This window comes from Lysobacter helvus (genome assembly GCF_018406645.1).
Classification (GTDB): Bacteria; Pseudomonadota; Gammaproteobacteria; order Xanthomonadales; family Xanthomonadaceae; genus Noviluteimonas; species Noviluteimonas caseinilytica.
Genome location: NZ_AP024546.1, coordinates 3,236,124 through 3,255,831, shown reverse-complemented (window position 1 = coordinate 3,255,831; position 19,708 = coordinate 3,236,124). Strand labels below are relative to the sequence as shown.

Here is a 19,708-nt window from a genome sequence, read left to right as displayed (position 1 = left end):
TGTCGATTCCGGCCCCGGTCGTTCGTCGCCTTCCATACCAATCACGAAGAAGGAGCACGACATGCGCGTCATGGTCATGGTCAAGGCCACCCCCAATTCCGAAGCCGGCACGCTGCCCAGCGAACAACTGCTGCGCGAGATGGGCCAGTTCAACGAAGACCTGGTGAAGGCCGGCGTGATGCTGGCCGGCGAAGGCCTGCAGCCTTCGTCGAAGGGCGTGCGCGTGCGGTTCTCCGGGCGCGATCGCACGGTCACGGACGGCCCGTTTGCGGAAACCAAGGAACTCGTCGCCGGTTTCTGGCTGTGGCAGGTGCGCTCGATGGAAGAGGCGGTGGAATGGGTGAAGCGTTGCCCGAACCCGATGCCGGGCGAAGACTCGGACATCGAGATCCGCCAGGTCTTCGAAGCGGAAGACTTCGGCGAAGCGCTGACGCCGGAACTGCGCGAACAGGAAGCCCTGCTGCGCGCGAAGCTCGGCTGATCCGCACCCCACGCCTTTCGAGGATTCCGCATGCAACTCGATTCCCGTCGCCGCTGGCTCGCCCTTGTCGTCCTGTGCCTGGGCGTGCTGATGATCGTGCTCGACACCACGGTCGTGAACGTGGCGCTGCCGTCCATCCGCGAAGACCTGCGCTTCGACGATGCGTCGCTGGTGTGGGTCGTCAACGCCTACCTGCTCACCTTCGGCGGCTTCCTGTTGCTCGGTGGCAGGCTCGGTGACCTCTACGGCCACCGGCGCTTGTTCCTCGCGGGCATCGTGGTGTTCACGCTGGCCTCGCTTGCGTGCGGCCTGTCGGGGTCGCAGACGATGCTGATCGCCGCGCGCGCGGTGCAGGGCATCGGCGGCGCGGTCGTCACCGCGGTCGCGCTGTCGCTGATCATGATGTTGTTCACCGAACCGGGCGAGCGCGCGAAGGCGATGGGCGTGTACGGCTTCGTGTGCGCGGGCGGCGGCAGCGTCGGCGTGTTGCTGGGCGGCGTGCTCACCAGTGCGCTCGACTGGCACTGGGTGTTCCTGGTGAACATCCCGATCGGCATCGCGGTGATCGCGTGGAGCCTGCGCCTGTTGCCGGGCGGGGCAGGGCATGCGGCCGGCGGGAAGCTCGATGTCGCCGGTGCGGTGACGGTGACGGTCGCGCTGATGCTGGCGGTGTACGCGATCGTCAATGGCAACGCTGCGGGCTGGACGTCCACGCAGACGCTCGGCCTGCTCGGTGCGGCCGTCGTGCTGCTGGTCCTGTTCCTCGCGATCGAAGCGCGCGTGCGCGAACCCCTGATGCCGCTGGGGATGTTCCGGCTGCGCAACGTGGCCACGGCGAATGTCGTCGGCGTGTTGTGGGCCGCCTCGATGTTCGCGTGGTTCTTCCTCTCGGCGCTCTACATGCAGGTGGTGCTGGGCTACGGGCCGATGCAGGTGGGCCTGGCGTTCCTGCCGGCCAACCTGATCATGGCGGCGTTCTCGCTGGGGCTGTCGGCGAAGATCGTCATGCGCTTCGGCATCCGCGCGCCGATGGGCATCGGGCTCGCGCTGGCCGCGGCGGGCCTGGCGTTGTTCGCGTTCGCGCCGGTGCAGGGCCAGTTCGTCGCGCACGTGCTGCCGGGGATGCTGCTGCTCGGCATCGGCGGGGGCCTGGCGTTCAACCCGGTGCTGCTCGCGGCGATGAGCGATGTGGAACCGTCGGATGCCGGGTTGGCGTCGGGGCTGGTCAACACGTCCTTCATGATGGGCGGCGCGCTCGGGCTGGCGGTGCTGGCCAGCGCGGCCGCGCATCGCACGAGCGCGGCGACGGCGAGCGGCATCGATCTGGTGACCGCCAGCCACCAGGGCTACCAACTGGCGTTCCTGCTGGGCGCGGTGGCGGCGCTGGCGGCGGGGGTGCTCGGGGCGACGGTGATCCGGTCGCGCGAGCACGGCACCGTTCGTCCCGACGCCCCCGACGGTTCCGCGGATCTCGCAGCCCCCTAGCGCGACGATTCGCCCAGTTCAGGACGAAAAGTCGTGCCGACCGTCGGGTTTTGTGATCTTCATCTTCCCTTAACGCCGCTCGTCGGGTAAATACAACCATCGGCCGGTCCTCGGGGGGAGGAGCGGCGATCGGTTCAGGGGGCAGACGGATGGGCAGGCAGGGAAGCGACAGGGCGGCCTACGGCCGGCTGTCGGGCCGCGCAGCACGCGGCTTCACGATGATCGAACTGATGGTTGCCGTCCTCGTGGCCGCGATCCTGATGGCCATGGCCGTGCCCAGCTTCCAGTCGACCATCAATTCCGGTCGCCTGGCCACCGCGGGCAACGAACTGCTGACGGGCCTGCAGGTCGCGCGCATGGAAGCCATCCGCTACAACGCGCGCACCGCCGTGTGCCTGAGCCTCAACGCGGACACGTCCACCCCGACGTGCGCCGCCGCCAACACCACGACCGCCACCGGTTGGATCGCATTCGTCGATGCCAACAAGAACGGCACGTACGAATCCGCGTCCGACCGCCTGCTGCGCCAGTCCACCGTCCCGCCGAAGGTGCTGCTGCTCGCCAGCCCGGCGGTGCCGGACAAAGTGCGCGTGACGTTCCGCGCCGATGGCTTTGCGCGCAACAAGGCCGAAACCACGTTGCTGATGGGCGCCATCGACATCTGCATGGTCACGCGCCGCCCGCTCGAAAACGTCCGCCGACTGAACATCCGCACCGGCTCGCGCATGGCGCTCGATCGCGTCAACGCCACCGGTGTCTGCAACGCGCCTTCGGATCCGACATGAACCATCATCCCGTCCCACGCTGCGTGCCTGTCCGCGCCCCCCGCGCGCAATCGGGCATGAGCCTCGTCGAAGTCCTCGTCGCCGTCGTCGTGCTGGCCTTCGGCCTGCTCGGGATCGCTGCGATGCAGATGACCTCGCTGCGGAGCAGCCAGAGCGCCCTCGAACGCAGCCAGGCCGTCGCCCAGAGCTACGCGATGTTCGATGCGATGCGCGCCAACCGCCAGGTGGCGCTGATCGGGCGGTACGACATCCCGATGACCTGCACCGCGCCGGACCCGGGCGACCTGGTGGCCAACGACCTGCGCCACTGGATCCAGTCGATGCAGCAGCCGCAGGTGCTCGGCCCGACCGCCTGCGGCTCGATCACCTGCAGCAGCACCACGTGCACGATCGTCGTGCAGTGGGACGACTCGCGCCGCAAGGGCGGCGATGCCGCGCAGAAAGTCACGACGAAGACGGTGCTCTGACCATGCGTACGCATTCCCGCCACGCCTTCAACGCCCGCCGTCGCTCGCAGGGCTTCACCCTCGTCGAACTGATGGTCGCGCTGGTCCTGGGCCTGATCGTCACGGGCGCGGCGCTGGCCATGTTCCTGACCAACCAGCGCGTCTACGCGACGACCGAAAGCCTGGGCCGCGTGCAGGAAAACGTGCGCACCGCGTACGAACTGATGGCGCGCGACATCCGCGAGACGGCCGGCAATCCCTGCGAATCCGACCTGCCCACCGTCAACGTGCTGAACAGCCCCGGCAGCAACTGGTGGAGCACGATGGACGGCGGCGTGCGCGGCTACGGCAGCACGACCGCGTTCGGCGACGAAGCCTTCGGCACCGCCGCCGGCGTTCGCCTCACCGGCACCGAAGCGATCGAACTGAAGTCCGCCGTCAACGACGGCGTGTCCGTGGTCTCGCACAACCCCTCGGCCGCCAGCTTCAAGCTCAGCACGATCGACCACGGCCTCAACGTCGGCGACATCGCGATCGTGTGCGACTTCGACCACGCCGCGATCCTGCAGCTCACCAACGCCTCCCCCGGCGTCAACGACACCGTGGTGCACAACACCGGCACCGGCACGCCCGGCAACTGCACCAAGGGCCTGGGCTTCAGCGCGCCGACGCTGTGCACCGCGCTGGGCACGCCGTACACGTACGGGCCGAACTCGATCATCGCGCGCATGAAGATGGAGCGCTGGTACATCGCGAACAACAACCGCGGTGGCCGCTCGCTGTTCCAGTCGCTGCTGGTGAACAACGCCGGCACGCTGTCGATCGCCAAGCAGGAAATCGCCGACAACGTCATCAACATGCAGGCGCAGTACCTGCTGGCGGGCGCCACGTCCTACGTCAGCCCCGCGTCGGTGACCACGGCGCAGTGGAACAGCGACAACGTCATCGCCGTGCGCATCATCCTCACGCTGCGCGAGCGCGCCACCGCCAGCCCCACGTCCGACGTCTTCGACCGCACCCTCGAACACACCGTGACCCTCCGGAACCGCGTGCCATGACCCGACGCCCGAATCCTGCCCCGAGCCTGCACGCCCAGCGCGGTGTCGCGCTGCTGGTGGTGCTGATCCTGCTGCTGGTGATGTCGCTGATGGCGGTGTTGTCGCTGCGCGGCACGCTGATGGAAGAACGCGCCAGCGCGAACATGATGGATCGCAGCCTCAGCTTCCAGGCCGCCGAGGCCGCGCTGCGCCAGGGCGAATCGCTCGCCGCCAGCAAGCCCGCGCTGCCCACCAGCGGTTGCAGCGCCGGCCTGTGCGCGATCCCCGCGCCGACCGACACGCCGCGCTGGAAGGATCCCACCGTGTGGGCGGGCGCGCGTTCGCTCAGCGTCTCGCTCGGCACGGTCACCGCGACGCCGCAGTACATCGTCGAGCTGATCGCCGACAACGTGCCGCCGCGCGGTTCGTGCACCACCGAAGAAAACGTTTCGCCGGAAGCCACGTGTTCCGGCAGCGAACGCCGTTACCGCATCACCGCGCGCAGCCAGGCCGCCGGCCGCGCCGTCGTGATGCTCCAGTCCAATTACGCAGTGCCCTGATCGGGAAAACGGACATGACCGCTCGCCTCCATCGCCTCCGCCGCACGCCGCGCCTGCTCGCGCCCGCGCTCGCGTTCCTCGCGACGCTCATCTCGCTGCCGGGCGCCGCGGTCAACGTGCCGGACGTGCCGTTGCAGTCGGGCGCGGCGTATCCGCCGGCCAACATCCGTTTCATCCTCGACGACTCGGGGTCGATGGAGTGGGACTTCATGCCGGGCGCGAGCAGCGCCAGCGAAGTGCCGGCAACGAGCCCGGTGAACATCGCGCTCAACGCCTATCCGCGCAACACGCTGTACTACAACCCGTCGATCACCTACCAGCCGTGGATCAAGGCGGACAACACGCGCTACACCACGGGCTTGTCCTACGGCAGCGCGTGGAGCCACGACAGCCTGCTGAGCGGTGCGATCGACCTGGGCAGCGGTGATCGCACGTTCTACGCGCCGAAGGATGGCGCGACGGACATGGCGGCCACTGCCTCGTACTACCGCTACCAGATCCAGGCGGGCGGCACGAGCATCATCCGCTCCGAGTACGACGCGATCGCGGCCAACTGGACCACGGCCCCGGGCTTGCCGGGCGCGCAGTCGGCGAGCAGCGGCAACATGTCGCAGGTGTTCAACTTCGTGCTGCCGGCCAACGTCACGCAGCTCGAAATCACGTTGTCCGGCAACAACCCCTCCGGCGCCGGCGCCGACCTGTACGTGCGCCGCGGCAACACGCCGTCCACCGGCAACAACGACTGCTCCAGCACCAGCGGCAGCAACAACGAAAACTGCACCATCAACAATCCGACCACGGGTACCTGGTACGTCGGCATCAACCGTGCGTCCGACTACGCCAACGTGACGTTGAACGTGCGCTGGAGCACCACCAACCGTTGCGGCGGCGGCGGCACCGCGGGCACGAACGACTGGGTGAACTGCACCACGGCCACGCCGCAGTACCGCGACCTGTCCAACGCCCTCGTCAGCCGCACGCTCGCCGCCGAACTGACCAACTACGCGACGTGGTACTCGTACCACCGCACGCGCATCAAGACCGCCAAGGCCGGCGCGAGCGAAGCCTTCAGCCGCCTGAGCAGCAACATCCGCGTCGGTTACGACTCCATCTGGAACCGCAACCCGTACGACATCCCGGTCGGCACCAACAACGGCACGTTCACCGGCACCAACCGCACCAACTGGTTCCAGCACCTGCACGATGCCAACGGCAATGACGGCACGCCGCTCAAGGGCGCGCTGCAGCGCGCGGGCCTGTACTTCAGCGATGCGTCGGCCACCGGCCCGTGGGGCCCGGAAACCGGCACCGCGCAGCTCAGCTGCCGCCAGAACTTCGCGATCCTCACCACCGACGGTTACTGGAACGACAACGCGGGCTACAGCAGCCCGGTGGGCGACACCGACGCCGCCTCGGGCCCGACGATCACCGATTCGGATTCGCCGCCGCACACGTTCACGTACAACCCGGTCAAGCCGTACATCGACAACTTCGCCGGCGGCACCAACACGCGCGGCAACACGCTGGCCGACGTGGCGATGCAGTACTGGAAGACCGACCTGCGCACGGGCCTGGACAACAACGTGCCGAAGACCGACGCGGACCCCGCGTTCTGGCAGCACATGGTCACGTTCGGCGTGTCGATCGGCCTGAAGGGCCGCCTGGATCCCGCAGCGGGCGACCTGGTGTCGATCACCAACGGCAGCAAGCGCTGGGGCGATCCGACCGACGCCGAGGACGCCGACCGCATCGACGACCTGTGGCACGCCTCGGTCAACGGACGTGGCAACTTCGTCACCGCCGGCGATCCGACGGAATTCGCGCAAGGCCTGGCCGATGCGCTGGCCACGGTCGCCTCGCGCCTGGGTTCGGCGTCCAACGTCGTGTCCAGCACCGCGCAGTTCACCGCGCAGACCAAGATCTTCCAGGCGACCTACACCTCGCAGCAGTGGACCGGCCAGCTGTCCGCCTACGACGCCACCGAAGCCGGCGTGTCCGCGAATCCCGCATGGCGCGCCGCCGGGCAGATCACCGCCGTGGGCCGAAAGGTGTTCACCTGGAACGGTTCCAGCGGCGTGAACTTCCCGACCGCCACGCAGACCGCCGCGCTCGCGCGCACCGGCGGCCTGGCCCCGGTGACGGGCGTGGACAACGCGAACTACATCAAGGGCACCACGTCGCTGGAACGTCGCTTCGGCGGCGAACTGCGCAACCGCAGCTCGCTGCTCGGCGATATCGTCAACTCCTCGCCCGCGTATTCGTCCGACACCAGCACGCTCTACGTCGGCGCCAACGACGGCATGCTGCACGCCTTCGACGCCACGACCGGCGCCGAACGCTTCGCCTACGTGCCGGGTGGCATCGACTTCACCAACCTGGCCACGCTGAGCGATCCGCAGTACGTGCATCGCTACTTCGTGGACGGCCCGGTGGTCGTGTCGTCCTTCGCCCAGACGCCGGGCAAGAACTACCTGGTCGGCGCGCTCGGCCGCGGCGGCAAGGGCCTGTTCGGCCTCGACGTGACCACGCCGGGTTCGTTCGCCGCGTCCAACGCGCTGTGGGAACTCAACGACGCCGGCGGCGACATGGGCATGGTGGTCGGCGAACCGCTGGTCGTCACGCTCAACGACGCCGCCAACACCAAGGCGGTGGTCGTCAGCAACGGCTTCAACAGCACCAACGGCCACTCGGTGCTGTTCCTGATCAACATCGCCACCGGCGCGGTCATCAAGAAGTTCGACACCGGCGTGGGCGGCGACAACGGCATGTCCGCGCCGCTGGGCCTGGACGTGGATCGCAGCGGCACGCTCGATTACATCTACGCCGGCGACCGCAAGGGCAACCTGTGGAAGTTCGACGTGACCGGCAACACGGCCTCGTCCTGGAACATCGCCTTCACCGGCCAGCCGCTCTACACCACGCGCACGGGCCAGGCGATCACCGGCGGACTCGCGTTCGGCCGCAACCCGGCCGACGGCCGCGGGTACATCTTCTTCGGCACCGGCAGCTTCGTGACCCAGGCCGACGTCAACGATGCGACCGTGCAGTCGATGTACGCAATCATCGACACCGGCGTACGCGTGCGCGAAAGCGACCTGCAGCAGCGCAACATCGCGGTGGTCGGCCAGGACGCGAACAGCAACCCGGTGCGCGGCTTCGACAACGCCGCGCTGCTGGATCCGGCCAAGCTGGGCTGGTACATGGACCTCAACACCCCGGCCACCGGCGAGCGCGTGATCACGCGGCCTTCGGTGCGCGGCGGCTCGTTGCAGTTCAGCAGCATCATCCCGCCCGCGGGCAGCACGTGCGAAGCCGGCGGCAGGGGCTACATCAATGCGCTGGATGCCTTCAATGGCACGAGCTTCGGCATCCCCTACCTCGACATCAACGGCGACGGGATGTTCGACAACTACGACAACCTCGGCGGCTCCTCGTCGACGCCGGGCCAGATCCTCGGCTCGTACGATCCGGGCGCGGGCATGCTGACCGGCGTGACCGTGGTGTCGGGCACCAACGGGTCCAGCACCGTGTTCGCCGGCGGCAACGGCGAGACCGTGGTGCACCTGGGCATGAAGAACATGGGTGGGTTCTCCCACCGCGTGATGTGGCACGAAATCCTGCAGGACTGATCCCGATGCAAGCACCCAAATACAATCCGCGTCGCCACACCCAGGCCGGCTTCACGCTGCTCGAGCTGATCATCGTGGTGCTGGTGGTGACCATCCTCGCGGCGCTCGCGATGTCCGGCTACGGCTACGCGATGATCAAGACGCGGCGCGCGGCGGCCGAAGGCTGCCTCGTGGAATCGGCGCAGATCATGGAGCGGTTCTACACCGTCAACATGACCTACACCGGCGCGGTGCTGCCGAACCCGCAGTGCTCGGCGGACGTCAGCGCGTACTACACGGTGGGCTACGCGGCCAGCGAGCCCACCGCCACGACGTACAAGTTCCAGGCGGTGCCCAAGGGCCCGCAGGCGAAGGACAGCTGCGGCACGCTCACGCTGGACCACCTGGCGAACAAGCAGCCGGTCCCGAACTGCTGGTGACGTAGACTCGCGCCCCATGGCGCACACCGATCCGGAAGGCCACGTCCGCCGCACCATCGAAGCGGTGTGGCGCATCGAATCCACCAGGCTCATCGCGGGCCTGGCCCGCATGGTGCGCGACGTGGGCCTGGCCGAGGAACTCGCGCAGGACGCCTTCCTCGCCGCGCTCGAACACTGGACGCGCGACGGCGTGCCCGACAAGCCCGGCGCGTGGCTGATGGCCACCGCCAAGCGCCGCGCCATCGACCGCATGCGGCAACACCAGTTGCATGCGCGCAAACAGGTCGACGTGGACCACGACGACGACTGGAAACCCGCGCTCGCCGGCGCCGATCCCGAGGAAGCCGCGGACGATCGCATCGGCGACGACGTGCTGCGCCTGGTGTTCACCGCGTGCCACCCGGTGTTGTCGGTGGATGCGCAGGTCGCGCTCACGCTGCGGCTGCTCGGCGGCCTGACGACGGAAGAAATCGCGCGCGCCTGCCTCGTGCCGGAACCGACGATCGCGCAACGCATCGTGCGCGCCAAGCGCACGCTGTCGGAAGCGCATGTTCCATTCGAAGTGCCGGGCCGCGATGCGCTGCCCGAGCGTTTGGCCGCCGTGCTCAACGTCGTCTACCTGATCTTCAACGAAGGCTATGCCGCCACCAGTGGCGAACACTGGACGCGTCCGGCGATGTGCGACGAAGCGCTGCGCCTCGGCCGCATCCTCGCCGCGCTCGCGCCGAACGAAGCCGAGGTGCACGGCCTGGTCGCGCTGATGGAGATCCAGGCCTCGCGCCTGGCCGCGCGCATCGCGCACGACGGCACGCCGATCCTGCTGCTCGACCAGGAACGCGGCCGCTGGGATCGCCTGTACATCGGGCGCGGGCTGGCCTCGTTGCAGCGCGCGGAACGCCTGGGCGGACAGGGCCCGTATGCGCTGCAGGCCGCGATCGCCGCGTGCCATGCGCGCGCGCCCACCGCCGAAGACACCGACTGGCGTCGCATCGCGGCGCTGTACGACGTGCACGCCCAGCGCTTTCCCTCGCCGGTGGTGGAACTCAATCGCGCGGTGGCGTTCGCGATGGCGTTCGGGCCGCAGGCGGGCCTCGATGTCGTCGATGCGCTGGTCGACGTGCCCGCGTTGCGCGACTACCACCTGTTGCCGAGCGTGCGCGGCGACCTGCTGGCGAAACTCGGGCGCACCGATGAAGCGCGCGGCGAATTCACGCGGGCCGCCGCACTGGCGCGCAACGCCCGCGAAGCCGCGCTGTTGCGACGCCGCGCAGACGCCCTGTCCTGAGGCGTCCACCGCGCCATCGCATCCGGTGCGCGATGCTGCGCCCATGCCCATCGATCGCAACGACCCCGCCGCGCGCGGCACCCGGAGCCGCGGCCCCTGCCATCTCTACGTGCTGCCGTGCGCGGGCGAAGACCTGCTGAAGGTCGGGTTCTCGCGCGATCCGCTGTCGCGCATGCAGCAGCTCCATTCGCGCTGGTTCGAATTCTTCGACCTCGATCGCGCGTTGTCCGTCGAGACCGAATCCGTGCCCGACGCACGCAAGCTCGAACTCCAGCAACGCCGCCTGCTGGAAGCGCACAACGCGCCCGCGCCGCTCACCGTGCGCGAGGACGCGGGCGGCAAGCGCGAGTGGTTTCGCGGCGCGTACGAGTCGCTGGCCGGGACGGCGCTCGCCCTGCGCGACGCCGGCCACGTGGTGCATGCGCCGCTGCGCGGCTGGTTGCGCCATGCGCTGGAACAACGCGCGGACCTGCTGTTCTCGTGGACGACCGCGATGCTCGACCTCGATGCGCTGGCCGAGGCGGACCGCTGGGTCGCGCCTCCCACGCATCGCACCGTGCGCGATGGGCTCGATGCGTACGACGCACTGGGGATCGACCTGGCCCCGTGGCTGCCGCCCCCGGTGCTCGCCTGGTATGTCCGCCTGCGTTGACGCGCACCCAACGCGCCATGGCGCGCCGTTTTCGGACATGATCGCGCCATGCCCGACGCGCCCTTCGACCTGATGCCGTTCGCCGTGCCGCCCGCGCAGCAGGCGGCCATCGCGACGGCCTATGCCACGCCGCCGCGCGCGTACCACTGCCTCGCGCACGTGGGCGAAGTCCTGAAGCATTTCGTCGACGTGTCGACCGGGCCGGGATGGACGCAGCCGGAAGAAGTCGCGGCGGCGATCCTCTACCACGACGCGATCTACATCGCGGGTGCGAAGGACAACGAAGCGCGATCGGCCGACCTGGCGCGCGCGCAGTTCGCGCAATGGCCGCGCGACGGCCTGGACCTGGATCGCGTCGCGGCCCTGATCGACATGACCGCGCGGCACGGCACCTGGTCGCCCGCGGATTTCCCGGGAGCGGGGCGCGATGCGGACACGCGCCTGTTCCTCGACTGCGACATGGCGATCCTCGGTGCGCCGCCCGAGGTGTTCGATGCGTACGACCGCGGCATCGCGGCGGAGTATCGCGGCGTGGTGCCGGGATGGCTGTTCACCATCAACCGCAAGCGGTTCCTGAAAGGCTTGCTCGCGCGCGAGCGCATCTACGTCAGCGAATACTTCCACGAGCGCCTGGATGCGCAGGCACGCAGCAACCTGCGCCGGGCGATCACGACGAAGCGGTGATCACTCCGCGTCGTCCACCGGCGCCGTGGCCTCCGCCAGATCACCCAGCGCCACCGCGCGATTGTGGTCGCCCTTCGCATCGAACTGCGCGGGAAGGTAGAACGCAGCGGCGGCGTGCACCCAGGCGAGGAGGCGTTGCGCGGAGGCGGCGACGCGCGGGTCCGCATCGGCCGCGCGTTTGCGCAGCGTTGCGATCTGCAACTGGCGCAGGGATTCGTTGAGGGGCAACGGCGGTTGTTCGAGGCCTTCCACGAAACGCCGGCCGAAACGTTCGCGCCAGGCGTCGAAGCGGCGCGCGTAGCGGCGTTCGTCGGCGGCGAGTTTGTCGTCCTGGCTGCGCAGGCGCGCGACGTCGGAGGACTTCTCCAAGGCATCGACGTTGGTCCGCAGCGCAGCCACATCGCGCAATCCCTCGAAGTCGCGCACGCATTGCGCCTGCAGCCGCCAACGTTCGAGCGCATCGAAGCCCGCATCCGCCGCCGTCGTGCACGCCGAGAACCGCTGTTCGATGAAGGCCGCATCGCGCGGCATCCGCCCACTGCGCATCGCCTGCAGGTCGAACCACGCCAGCGCATCGGCGAACGCTTCGACCGGCGGCCAGCCATGCCCGCCGGGAGACACGTCGAGGCGATGGGGCGTGCCGACGCCGGCGAGCGCTGCATCGAGCGCGAACATCTCGCGATGGTTGAAATCCGACATCCCGGTGAAGCCCTGGAACGCGGGCGCATTGCGCGTGAGCGGTGGCAGTTCCGGCGGACGCCCGCCCGCGCTGCCCAGCAATCCCGCGACGTGCAGCTTCGGCGCCACCACCCACAAGGTCTTCGCCGTCCCCGACATGCCCGCGAGATACACGCGCCGCGCATCGTGCGGATAGCGCGCCGATTCCTTCCACAGCGCGTCCAGCGCACGCAGCGTCACCGCTTCGTCCGTGTCGCTGCGGCTCTGCCACGAGCTCATCACGATCCAGCCGCGCGCACGCGCTGCTTCGATGACGAAATCGCGCGTGGCCACCGCGCGGCCACGCGGATCCAGCACGATCAGCAGCGGCGCATTCGCGCCCGCATCCTTCGGCACGAACAGCGCGTACTGCTGGGCCGGATCCGCCGCCGTGGCGATCCGCGCCTCCACGCGTTCCGGTCCGGCCGCATGGGCCGTCAGCGCGAAGGCGAGCGAAAAGAAGGCGAGGGCAGGCCGGTTCCACATGCGCTGCAGCCTGCCGCCCTGGCCGCGCCCGGCGCCAGTGCGGAAGGTTCACGCGGCGCCCACGGCCGCTCCCCGACGCTGGCGCCACCACAGGGGATTGCATCGCATGAACAGGAAGCTCCGCCGTCGCCTCCGCGTCATCGCCGCCCGCGCCACGCTGTGCGCCGCGATGATGGCCGCCCTCGGATTCACGGGCTATCGCAACGCCGCGCCCGCCGCCGATACGCAGGTCGCCGGCCTCTCGCCCTGAAAAATGAAAAGGCCCCTTTCGGGGCCTAGTGCAGGTTCGCGAGTCCTGCCGCGTGCCGGGCACGCTGGCGGCATGGTCAAAAAACGCCCCGGGAGGGATTCGAACCCCCGACCTTTAAGATGCGACTCGAAATGCTCTGTCCGCTGAGCTACCGAGGCAAACACCGCGACGGGAAATTAGCAGAACACCACGCCGGGGGTTGCACTCGGGAAAGAACCGTGGAAACTACGCCCGCGACTCGAAATGCAGCGCCGAAAGGCGTTGAGCTACACGAAAAGGCCAGTCTTCGGACTGGCCTTTTTTTCTGCGCGAAATCTCTGGTGCCGGCGGCTGGTCGACCGGCCCGACCGGTGGCGATGACTTGCGGCAGGGATGACCCGGGCGCGCCCCGTGTGGCATCGTCGCGCGCTCAGCCGAGGATCCCCGAATGCCGCACCGCGCTTCCCGTTCCGCGCTCGCCGCGCTTGCCCTGGTCGCCGCGTCCGCCGCGGTCGCCGCCCCGGCCGACACCAAGCAGCCACCGCTGACCCCCACCACGCTCCAGACCGGCCTGCCGCGCGCGCCGGAACAGGAAGCCGTGGTGTTCGAGAAAGCCGACCTCGCGTTCAAGGTGGAACCGGCGAAGAAGCGCATCACGGGCGATGCGACGCTGACGTTCCGCGCGCTGCATCCGGTCAATGCGCTCGTCGTGGATTTCGATCGCAACTTCCATGTCGCGTCCGTCGAAGTCGACGGCAAGGCCGTGCCCGCGGGGCAGTGGAAGAACCCCGAAGGCCGCATGACGATCCCGCTCGCCGCACCCCTGGCCGAAGGCGGCCGCGCGACGCTGCGCATCCGCTACGACGGCCAGCCGCACATCGCCGAACGCGCGCCGTGGGACGGCGGCTTCGTGTGGGCGAAGGCGCCGACGGGCGAACCGTGGATCGCCAGCGCCGTGCAGGGCAACGGCTGCGACCTGTTCTGGCCGTGCATCGACCACCCGATGGCCGAACCGGAGGAAGTCACGCAGCACGTCACCGTGCCCGCGCCGCTGGTGTCGGCCGGCAACGGCGTGCTGCTGGGCATGGACGAGAAGGACGGCTGGCGCACGTACCACTGGAAGACGCGCAACCCGGACACCTACGCGATCTCGCTCAACATCGGCCCGTACCAGGTGCTGCAGGCCGACTACAAGTCGCGCTTCGGCAACACGATCCCGCTGCGGTTCTATTACCTCAGGGATCGCGAGGCGAAGGCGAAGGGCCTGTTCGCGGAATTCGCGCCGATGCTCGACTTCTTCGAAGAGATGATCGGCCCGTATCCCTTCGGCGACGAGAAGATGGGCGTGGTGGAAACGCCGCACCTGGGCATGGAACACCAGACCATCAACGCGTACGGCAACGAGTACAAGAAGAGCGAGTACGGCTACGACTGGCTGCTGGAGCACGAGTTCGCGCACGAGTGGTTCGGCAACCAGGTCACCAACAAGGACTGGGACGACATGTGGCTGCACGAGGGCTTCGGCACCTACATGCAACCGCTGTACATGCAGTGGCTGCGCGGCGACATGGCGTACTACGCCAACCTGATGAAGCAGCGCGCCACGCTGGCCAACCAGCATCCGATCGTCGCCGGCCGCCCCATGCTGGAAGAGGACGTGTACAGCGACGACAAGGGCCCGGGCCACGACATCTATTACAAGGCGTCGTTCCTGCTGCATTCGCTGCGCGCGCTGATCGGCGACAAGGCGTTCTTCGACGCCACGCGCCTGCTCGTGTACGGCCGCACCGATCCCAAACCGGGCAACTTCCAGCCGCGCTACGCGGACACGAAGGACTTCATCGCCGCGGTGAAGCAGGTGACGGGCCGCGACTACCAGTGGTTCTTCGACGTGTACCTGTACCAGCCGAAGTTGCCGGACCTGCAGGCCACGCGCGAAGGCGACACGCTGGAGCTGCGCTGGCAGGTGCCGGGCGACAAGCCGTTCCCGATGCCGGTGGACGTGCGTGTCGGCGACCGCGTGCATCGCCTGGAAATGCGCGACGGCACGGGCAGCGTGCACATCGGCGAGCACGAGTCGTACACGCTGGATCCGCAGTCCAAGCTCCTCCGCCAGCTGGATTTCATCGACGAGTTCCAGCGCGACAAGACGGATCGCGAGAAGGCCGAAGCGAAGAGCAAGGCCGCCGCTGGCTGACGCCGCGTCGTCCCCGCGAAGGCGGGGACACCCAGTGAGGGCGCTCCGCCACGTCCCATCGCATGTCTCTTTTCCGCTGCCACAGCGAAAAAGAGACACGCGACGTGCCGCGTCGGACCTCGTCGCGGTCTGGTTTTCGCCAACACGTCGTAGTAGTTCCAGCACCGCATCTGATGGCCGCTGGCGAACACACCTTCTCCGGAGGGAGGCGCTCGCCCACCTCGAGCCCTCGCATCTGAAATGCCTCACTGCTCTCTGGCAAGCGATGCGCCAGTCCAAGTCTGTGCCTCGCACACATTAGGCAGGAGAGCTGGTGCTTCGGGCTCTTGTCTCGAAAGCAGTGATTGGGTTGCGCGTGCGTCACACGCACGCCAGCGACTCAAATTGAGGTCGGCCCTTTGATCGAAAAGGCGCGCAAGGTTATGCCCCAGCCCGTGGTGGGGTGAGAATTTTCGCCGCCACGTCGGCGAGAAATTCTTACCCCGCCGCGGGTTCGGGCGACGCGGTCTTCACCCCAGGCGGGCTTCTGCAGCGCCCCATGGATTCCTGTTTTCGCAGGATCGGCGAGCCATCAGTGCAGCGCGTCCAACCGCGCAAGCAACAACGCCGGATCCACCGGCTTCACCAGGTGCGCATCGAAGCCGCACTGCGCGCTGCGCTGGCGGTCCGCATCCTGGCCCCAGCCCGTCGTCGCCATGATCGCGATGTGGTCGCCGCCCGGCATCGAGCGGATGCGCTGGCAGGTTTCGAAGCCATCCAGGACCGGCATGCCCAAGTCCAATAGCACCACGTCCGGACGACGTTCCGCGATCGCTTCCAGGCACGCGCGTCCGTCGTAGACCGTGCGCACGTCGTGCCCGCGCATCTGCAGGAACAGCGCCATCGAATCGGCGCTCTCGTGGTTGTCGTCCGCGATCACGATCGACATCGCCTCCGGCGCGCGCACGATCGGCCAATCGCCTGCGCTTGTCTCCTGCACCTTCGAGGCGACCAGCGGCAGGCGCACGACGAAATCGCTGCCCTGGCCCACGCCGTCGCTGCGCGCTTCCACCGTCCCGCCGTGCTGTTCCACCAGGCTGCGCACGAGCGTCAGGCCGATGCCGAGGCCGCCCTGCGAATGCGCGCGCCCATGCTCGCTCTGCGTGAACATGTCGAAGACCTGCGTCAGCATGTCCTGCGGCAGGCCGATGCCGTTGTCGCGCACCAGCACTTCGGCCACGCCGCCGTCGCGCGTGGCGCGCAGCGTGATCTCGCCGCCGGACGGCGTGTACTTCGCCGCGTTGTTGAGCAGGTTGGTGAACACCTGCGCCAGGCGCATCGGGTCGGCGTCCAGCGGCAGCGGTTCTGCCGTGAGGTCGAAATGGAAATGGTGGCCGGCCTGTTCGATCAGCGGGCGGCTGGTTTCCACCGCGCCTTCGAGCACTTCGCGCAGCGTGACGCGCTGGCGGCGCAGTTCGATCTCGCCGCGCGTGATGCGCGAGACCTCCATCAGGTCATCGACCAGGCGCACCATGTTCGCGACCTGGCGTTCCATCATCCCGTGCAGCTTGCGCATCTGCGCGTCGTCGCCTTCGCGCGCGCGCAGGATGTGCAGGCAGTTGCGCAGCGGGGCGAGGGGATTGCGCAACTCGTGCGCGAGCGTGGCGAGGAATTCGTCCTTGCGCTGGTCGGCGGCGCGCAGGTCTTCGAGCGCCTGGCGGCGTTCGATCAGGTCCGCGGCCTGGCGGGCCAGGATGTCGAGCAGGCGCAGGTCGCGCTCGGCGGGCGCGTGCGGCGTCGACCAGTGCGTGGACAACATGCCGACCACCTGGCCATCGCGCGCGAACAGCGGCGTGCTCTGCACGGCGGCGATCCCGGTGTGCCGGTAGCGTTCGAGGTCGGCGGAGCCGTCCATCTCCGCGCAGGCGACCACGTCGGGCACGATGTTGCGATGGCCCAGGCGCAGCGACGCCGCGCTGCAACTCTGCGATTGCGGGCCCGCGTCGATCCAGTGCCAGGGGCGCGCGGCGTCTTCGTCGAAGCCGCGCGCGGACAGCAATTCGAGCTGGCCGCCGTCGCCGCGCTCGGGATGCAGGCGCTGCAGCACCGCGAACTGCGAATCCATGATCGCCATCGCCGCCGCCACGATGCGGTCGTACAGCTGCTGCTGGTCGTCTTCGTGCACGAGCTCGGCGCTGATGCTTTGCAACAACGTGGCATCGGCGAGTTGGTCTTCCAGGCGCGCTTCGCTCTGGCGCACGGCGGCTTCGGCGCGGGCGCGTTCGATCGCGGCCCACGTGCGCTCGGCGGTCTCCTCGATCAGCGCGATCTCGTCGCCCGTCCACAGGCGCGGCGTGGCCTGGTGCACGCTGAGCACGGCCGCCATGCGGCTGTCCTTCACCAGCGGCACGGTGACGTGCGCGCGCACCTGCACGCGCGCGTATTCGGCGAGTTCGTCGACGCCCAGCGTGCTCGCCACGTGCGCATCGTCCAGCACCACCGTGCGGCCGTCGCGCAGGCGATGGGCGAGGTCTTCGCCGAAATTGACGAGGCGATAGTCGCCGACGATGGACGGCATGCCCGCGCGCACGTGGTCGACGGTGACATGCACCGTGTCGCCGTCTTCCTGCACTTCACCGTACATCGCGCGATCGGCGCGCAGGTGCTCGCACAGGGTGGAGGCCGCCGCGCGCTGGATGGCTTCGGGATCGGCGAGCGTGCGCAAGGCGTCGCTCAGCACCACGCGATACGCCGCGCGCGCCGCCGAACGCCGCAACAACGCTTCGGCGCGCTTGCGCTCGGTGATGTCCAGCGCCATCGCCACGACGAAGCGGCGACCGTCGCGCAGCTTCCCGGGCGAGGACGCACTCAGGCTCCACGTGCGCGGCTGCCCGCCGCGGGTGACGATCTCCACGTCGGTCTGCAGCATCGCGTGTTCGGCTTCGAACAGTTGCGCGATGCGTTCGGCGAAGTCCCCGTCGCGCACGTCGTACGCGCGGCGCAGCCACGCCTGCAGGATCGGGGCGTCCTCGAGCGAATAGCCCGTCAGTTCCACCCAGCTGCGGCTGAGCTGCAGGATCTGGCCATCGTCGGCGTGCAGCGCGAGCGCGAGCGGCGCGTCTTCGATCGTGCGTTGCAGGAGCGCTTCGTTCTGCTGCAGGCGCTCGGTGGCGCCGCGGCGTTCGGTGTCGTCGAAGTTCACGCCGGTCATCGCCACCGCGCGCCCCCTGGCGTCGTGCGTGGCGCGGCCGCGCGAGACGATCCAGTGCACGCTGCCGTCGGGCCACACCACGCGGAACTCGGCGTCGTAGTCGGCATGCGCGGCATTGGTGTCGGCCAGCGCGCGGCGCATCGCGGCGCGATCCTCCGGATGCAGCAGGTGTTCGAAGACGCGACGGAAATCCATCGGTTCGTCGGGCCGCAATCCGAAGTTCGCCTTGCACTGGTCGGAGGCCTGCACCTCCAGCGTCTGCAGGTTGATGTGCCACGTGCCCAGGCGCCCGGTCGACAACGCGAGTTGCAGGCGGCTGGCCTGCTCGCGCAACGAATCCTCCAGGCGCTTGTGTCCGCCGATGTCGACGACGACCGCCACGCAGCCTTCGTAGCGGCCATCCGGTCCACGCAAGGCATTGATGCTCGCGCTGCCCCACAGGCTCTGGCCGTCCTTGCCGCGGTAGCGCTTCTCGAGCGTGAGGCTGGGTGCGCCGGCTTCGAGCTGGCGCAGGCCGTCGGCCGCGATTTCCACGCACGCCGGATCGACGATGTACGCGACGTAGCGCCCGATCAATTCTTCCTCGCGGTACCCCAGCGTGCGACACCACCACGGATTGACGTAGCTCATGCGGCCGTCGGCGTCGAGCACCATCACGCCCGCGACGGTCTGGTTGAGGATCGTCTGCAGGCGACGCTCGCTGTGTTCCAGGCGGCCCGCGGCGTGCGCGCGTTCGATCCAGTCGGCGGCCTGGCGCGAGAGCAGGTCGAGCAGCAACAGGTCGCGCTCGCCGGGCACCGCGTCGCGATGGTGCGTGCTGAGCACGCCGAGCACGCGCCCGTCGCGCGCGAGCAGCGGCGAGGCCTGCAACGCACCGACGCCCGCGCGGGCGAGGGCATCGTGCGCGCCGGGGCCGAAGAGTTCGGAGCCGCGCACCGATTCGACGAGCACGCGGCGTGCACCGCGCGCGGCTTCGGCCGCGGCGGCCGTGGCTTCGGTCGCATCGATGAAGCGATGGAAGTCGGACTCGAGGCCTTGGGTGACGATGAGGTCCAGGCTGCCGTCGTCGCGCACCAGGCGCAGTTCGCCGCTGTCGGCGCCGACGATCGCGATCGCTGCGGCCATCACGTCCTGCAGCAGGCCGTCTTCGTCCTCGTCGTCACGCACCAGGCGCGTGCTCAGGGCCTGCAGGCGGCGCAGGTGGTCGATCTCGGTTTCGTGCACCGCCAGCGCGCTGCGCAAGGTGGGCGGCCAGGCGGCGAGGGGCCCCAGGGGCGTGGCGGACCAGTCGAATTCGCGGACGCGCCGCAACCACTCGCCTTCCACCGGGCGAGGGTCGGACTCGTGCGCTTTCGCATCCATGGTCTTCCTCGACTTCCGACGGCGACCCTATCCGGAGGCAACGCACGGCGACGTGCACACCGGC

At 68.8% G+C, this 19,708-nt stretch carries 15 protein-coding genes and 1 tRNA gene; 13 read left to right on the top strand and 3 right to left on the bottom strand.

Features of this window, described 5'->3' with window-relative positions; genetic code table 11:
* The first annotated feature begins 61 nt into the window (after positions 1-61).
* The 11 genes from LYSHEL_RS15865 (at position 62) to LYSHEL_RS15815 (ending at position 11,463) form a co-directional block, all read left to right on the top strand.
* Complete coding sequence (locus tag LYSHEL_RS15865) at positions 62-481, top strand: YciI family protein (RefSeq protein WP_213435004.1); 420 nt, start codon at positions 62-64, stop codon at positions 479-481.
* A 30-nt stretch (positions 482-511) separates the two neighbouring features.
* Complete coding sequence (locus tag LYSHEL_RS15860) at positions 512-1,966, top strand: DHA2 family efflux MFS transporter permease subunit (protein WP_213435003.1); 1,455 nt, start codon at positions 512-514, stop codon at positions 1,964-1,966.
* A 230-nt stretch (positions 1,967-2,196) separates the two neighbouring features.
* Complete coding sequence (locus LYSHEL_RS15855; RefSeq protein WP_213435002.1) at positions 2,197-2,751, top strand: GspH/FimT family pseudopilin; 555 nt, start codon at positions 2,197-2,199, stop codon at positions 2,749-2,751.
* 56 nt (positions 2,752-2,807) lie between these two features.
* Positions 2,808-3,218, top strand: a complete 411-nt coding sequence (gene pilV, locus LYSHEL_RS15850) for a type IV pilus modification protein PilV (RefSeq protein WP_244858588.1) — start codon at positions 2,808-2,810, stop codon at positions 3,216-3,218.
* A 2-nt stretch (positions 3,219-3,220) separates the two neighbouring features.
* Positions 3,221-4,255, top strand: a complete 1,035-nt coding sequence (locus LYSHEL_RS15845; protein ID WP_213437890.1) for a PilW family protein — start codon at positions 3,221-3,223, stop codon at positions 4,253-4,255.
* Positions 4,252-4,794 (top strand): pilus assembly PilX family protein, encoded by a 543-nt coding sequence (locus LYSHEL_RS15840; RefSeq protein ID WP_213435000.1) that lies wholly within the window; start codon positions 4,252-4,254, stop codon positions 4,792-4,794. Before LYSHEL_RS15845 ends, LYSHEL_RS15840 begins: the two co-directional genes overlap by 4 nt.
* Before the next feature lie 14 nt (positions 4,795-4,808).
* On the top strand, positions 4,809-8,423 hold the full coding sequence (locus tag LYSHEL_RS15835) for a PilC/PilY family type IV pilus protein (protein WP_213434999.1): 3,615 nt from the start codon (positions 4,809-4,811) through the stop codon (positions 8,421-8,423).
* 5 nt (positions 8,424-8,428) lie between these two features.
* Entirely contained in the window at positions 8,429-8,842 is a 414-nt protein-coding gene (locus LYSHEL_RS15830) for a type IV pilin protein (RefSeq protein ID WP_213434998.1), read from the top strand.
* Positions 8,843-8,858: 16 nt separating this feature from the next.
* Complete coding sequence (locus tag LYSHEL_RS15825) at positions 8,859-10,127, top strand: RNA polymerase sigma factor (protein ID WP_213434997.1); 1,269 nt, start codon at positions 8,859-8,861, stop codon at positions 10,125-10,127.
* Positions 10,128-10,170: 43 nt separating this feature from the next.
* The gene (locus LYSHEL_RS15820; protein ID WP_213434996.1) at positions 10,171-10,779 is read left to right on the top strand and encodes a GIY-YIG nuclease family protein; all 609 of its coding nucleotides are present in this window, start codon (positions 10,171-10,173) and stop codon (positions 10,777-10,779) included.
* Between the two features lie 48 nt (positions 10,780-10,827).
* Entirely contained in the window at positions 10,828-11,463 is a 636-nt protein-coding gene (locus LYSHEL_RS15815) for an HD domain-containing protein (RefSeq protein ID WP_244858587.1), read from the top strand.
* Here the strand turns inward: LYSHEL_RS15815 and LYSHEL_RS15810 are convergent, their stop codons facing one another.
* Positions 11,464-12,666, bottom strand: a complete 1,203-nt coding sequence (locus LYSHEL_RS15810; RefSeq protein WP_213434995.1) for a hypothetical protein — start codon at positions 12,664-12,666, stop codon at positions 11,464-11,466.
* Positions 12,667-12,772: 106 nt separating this feature from the next.
* On the opposite strand from LYSHEL_RS15810, the gene LYSHEL_RS15805 reads away from it, so the two are divergent.
* Positions 12,773-12,916 (top strand): hypothetical protein, encoded by a 144-nt coding sequence (locus tag LYSHEL_RS15805; RefSeq protein ID WP_213434994.1) that lies wholly within the window; start codon positions 12,773-12,775, stop codon positions 12,914-12,916.
* Positions 12,917-13,000: 84 nt separating this feature from the next.
* Here LYSHEL_RS15805 and LYSHEL_RS15800 read toward each other — a convergent pair.
* Positions 13,001-13,074: transfer RNA gene (locus tag LYSHEL_RS15800), tRNA-Ala, on the bottom strand.
* A 269-nt stretch (positions 13,075-13,343) separates the two neighbouring features.
* Between LYSHEL_RS15800 and LYSHEL_RS15795 the strand changes: the two genes are divergently transcribed.
* Positions 13,344-15,092 carry a M1 family metallopeptidase gene (locus LYSHEL_RS15795; RefSeq protein ID WP_213434993.1) on the top strand — a complete coding sequence of 583 codons (1,749 nt, stop codon included), beginning with the start codon at positions 13,344-13,346 and terminating at the stop codon, positions 15,090-15,092.
* Between the two features lie 571 nt (positions 15,093-15,663).
* On the opposite strand, the gene LYSHEL_RS15790 is transcribed toward LYSHEL_RS15795, so the two are convergent.
* A complete protein-coding gene (locus tag LYSHEL_RS15790; protein WP_213434992.1) occupies positions 15,664-19,644 on the bottom strand; it encodes a PAS domain S-box protein in 3,981 nt (1,326 codons plus the stop codon).
* Between the last annotated feature and the right edge of the window lie 64 nt (positions 19,645-19,708).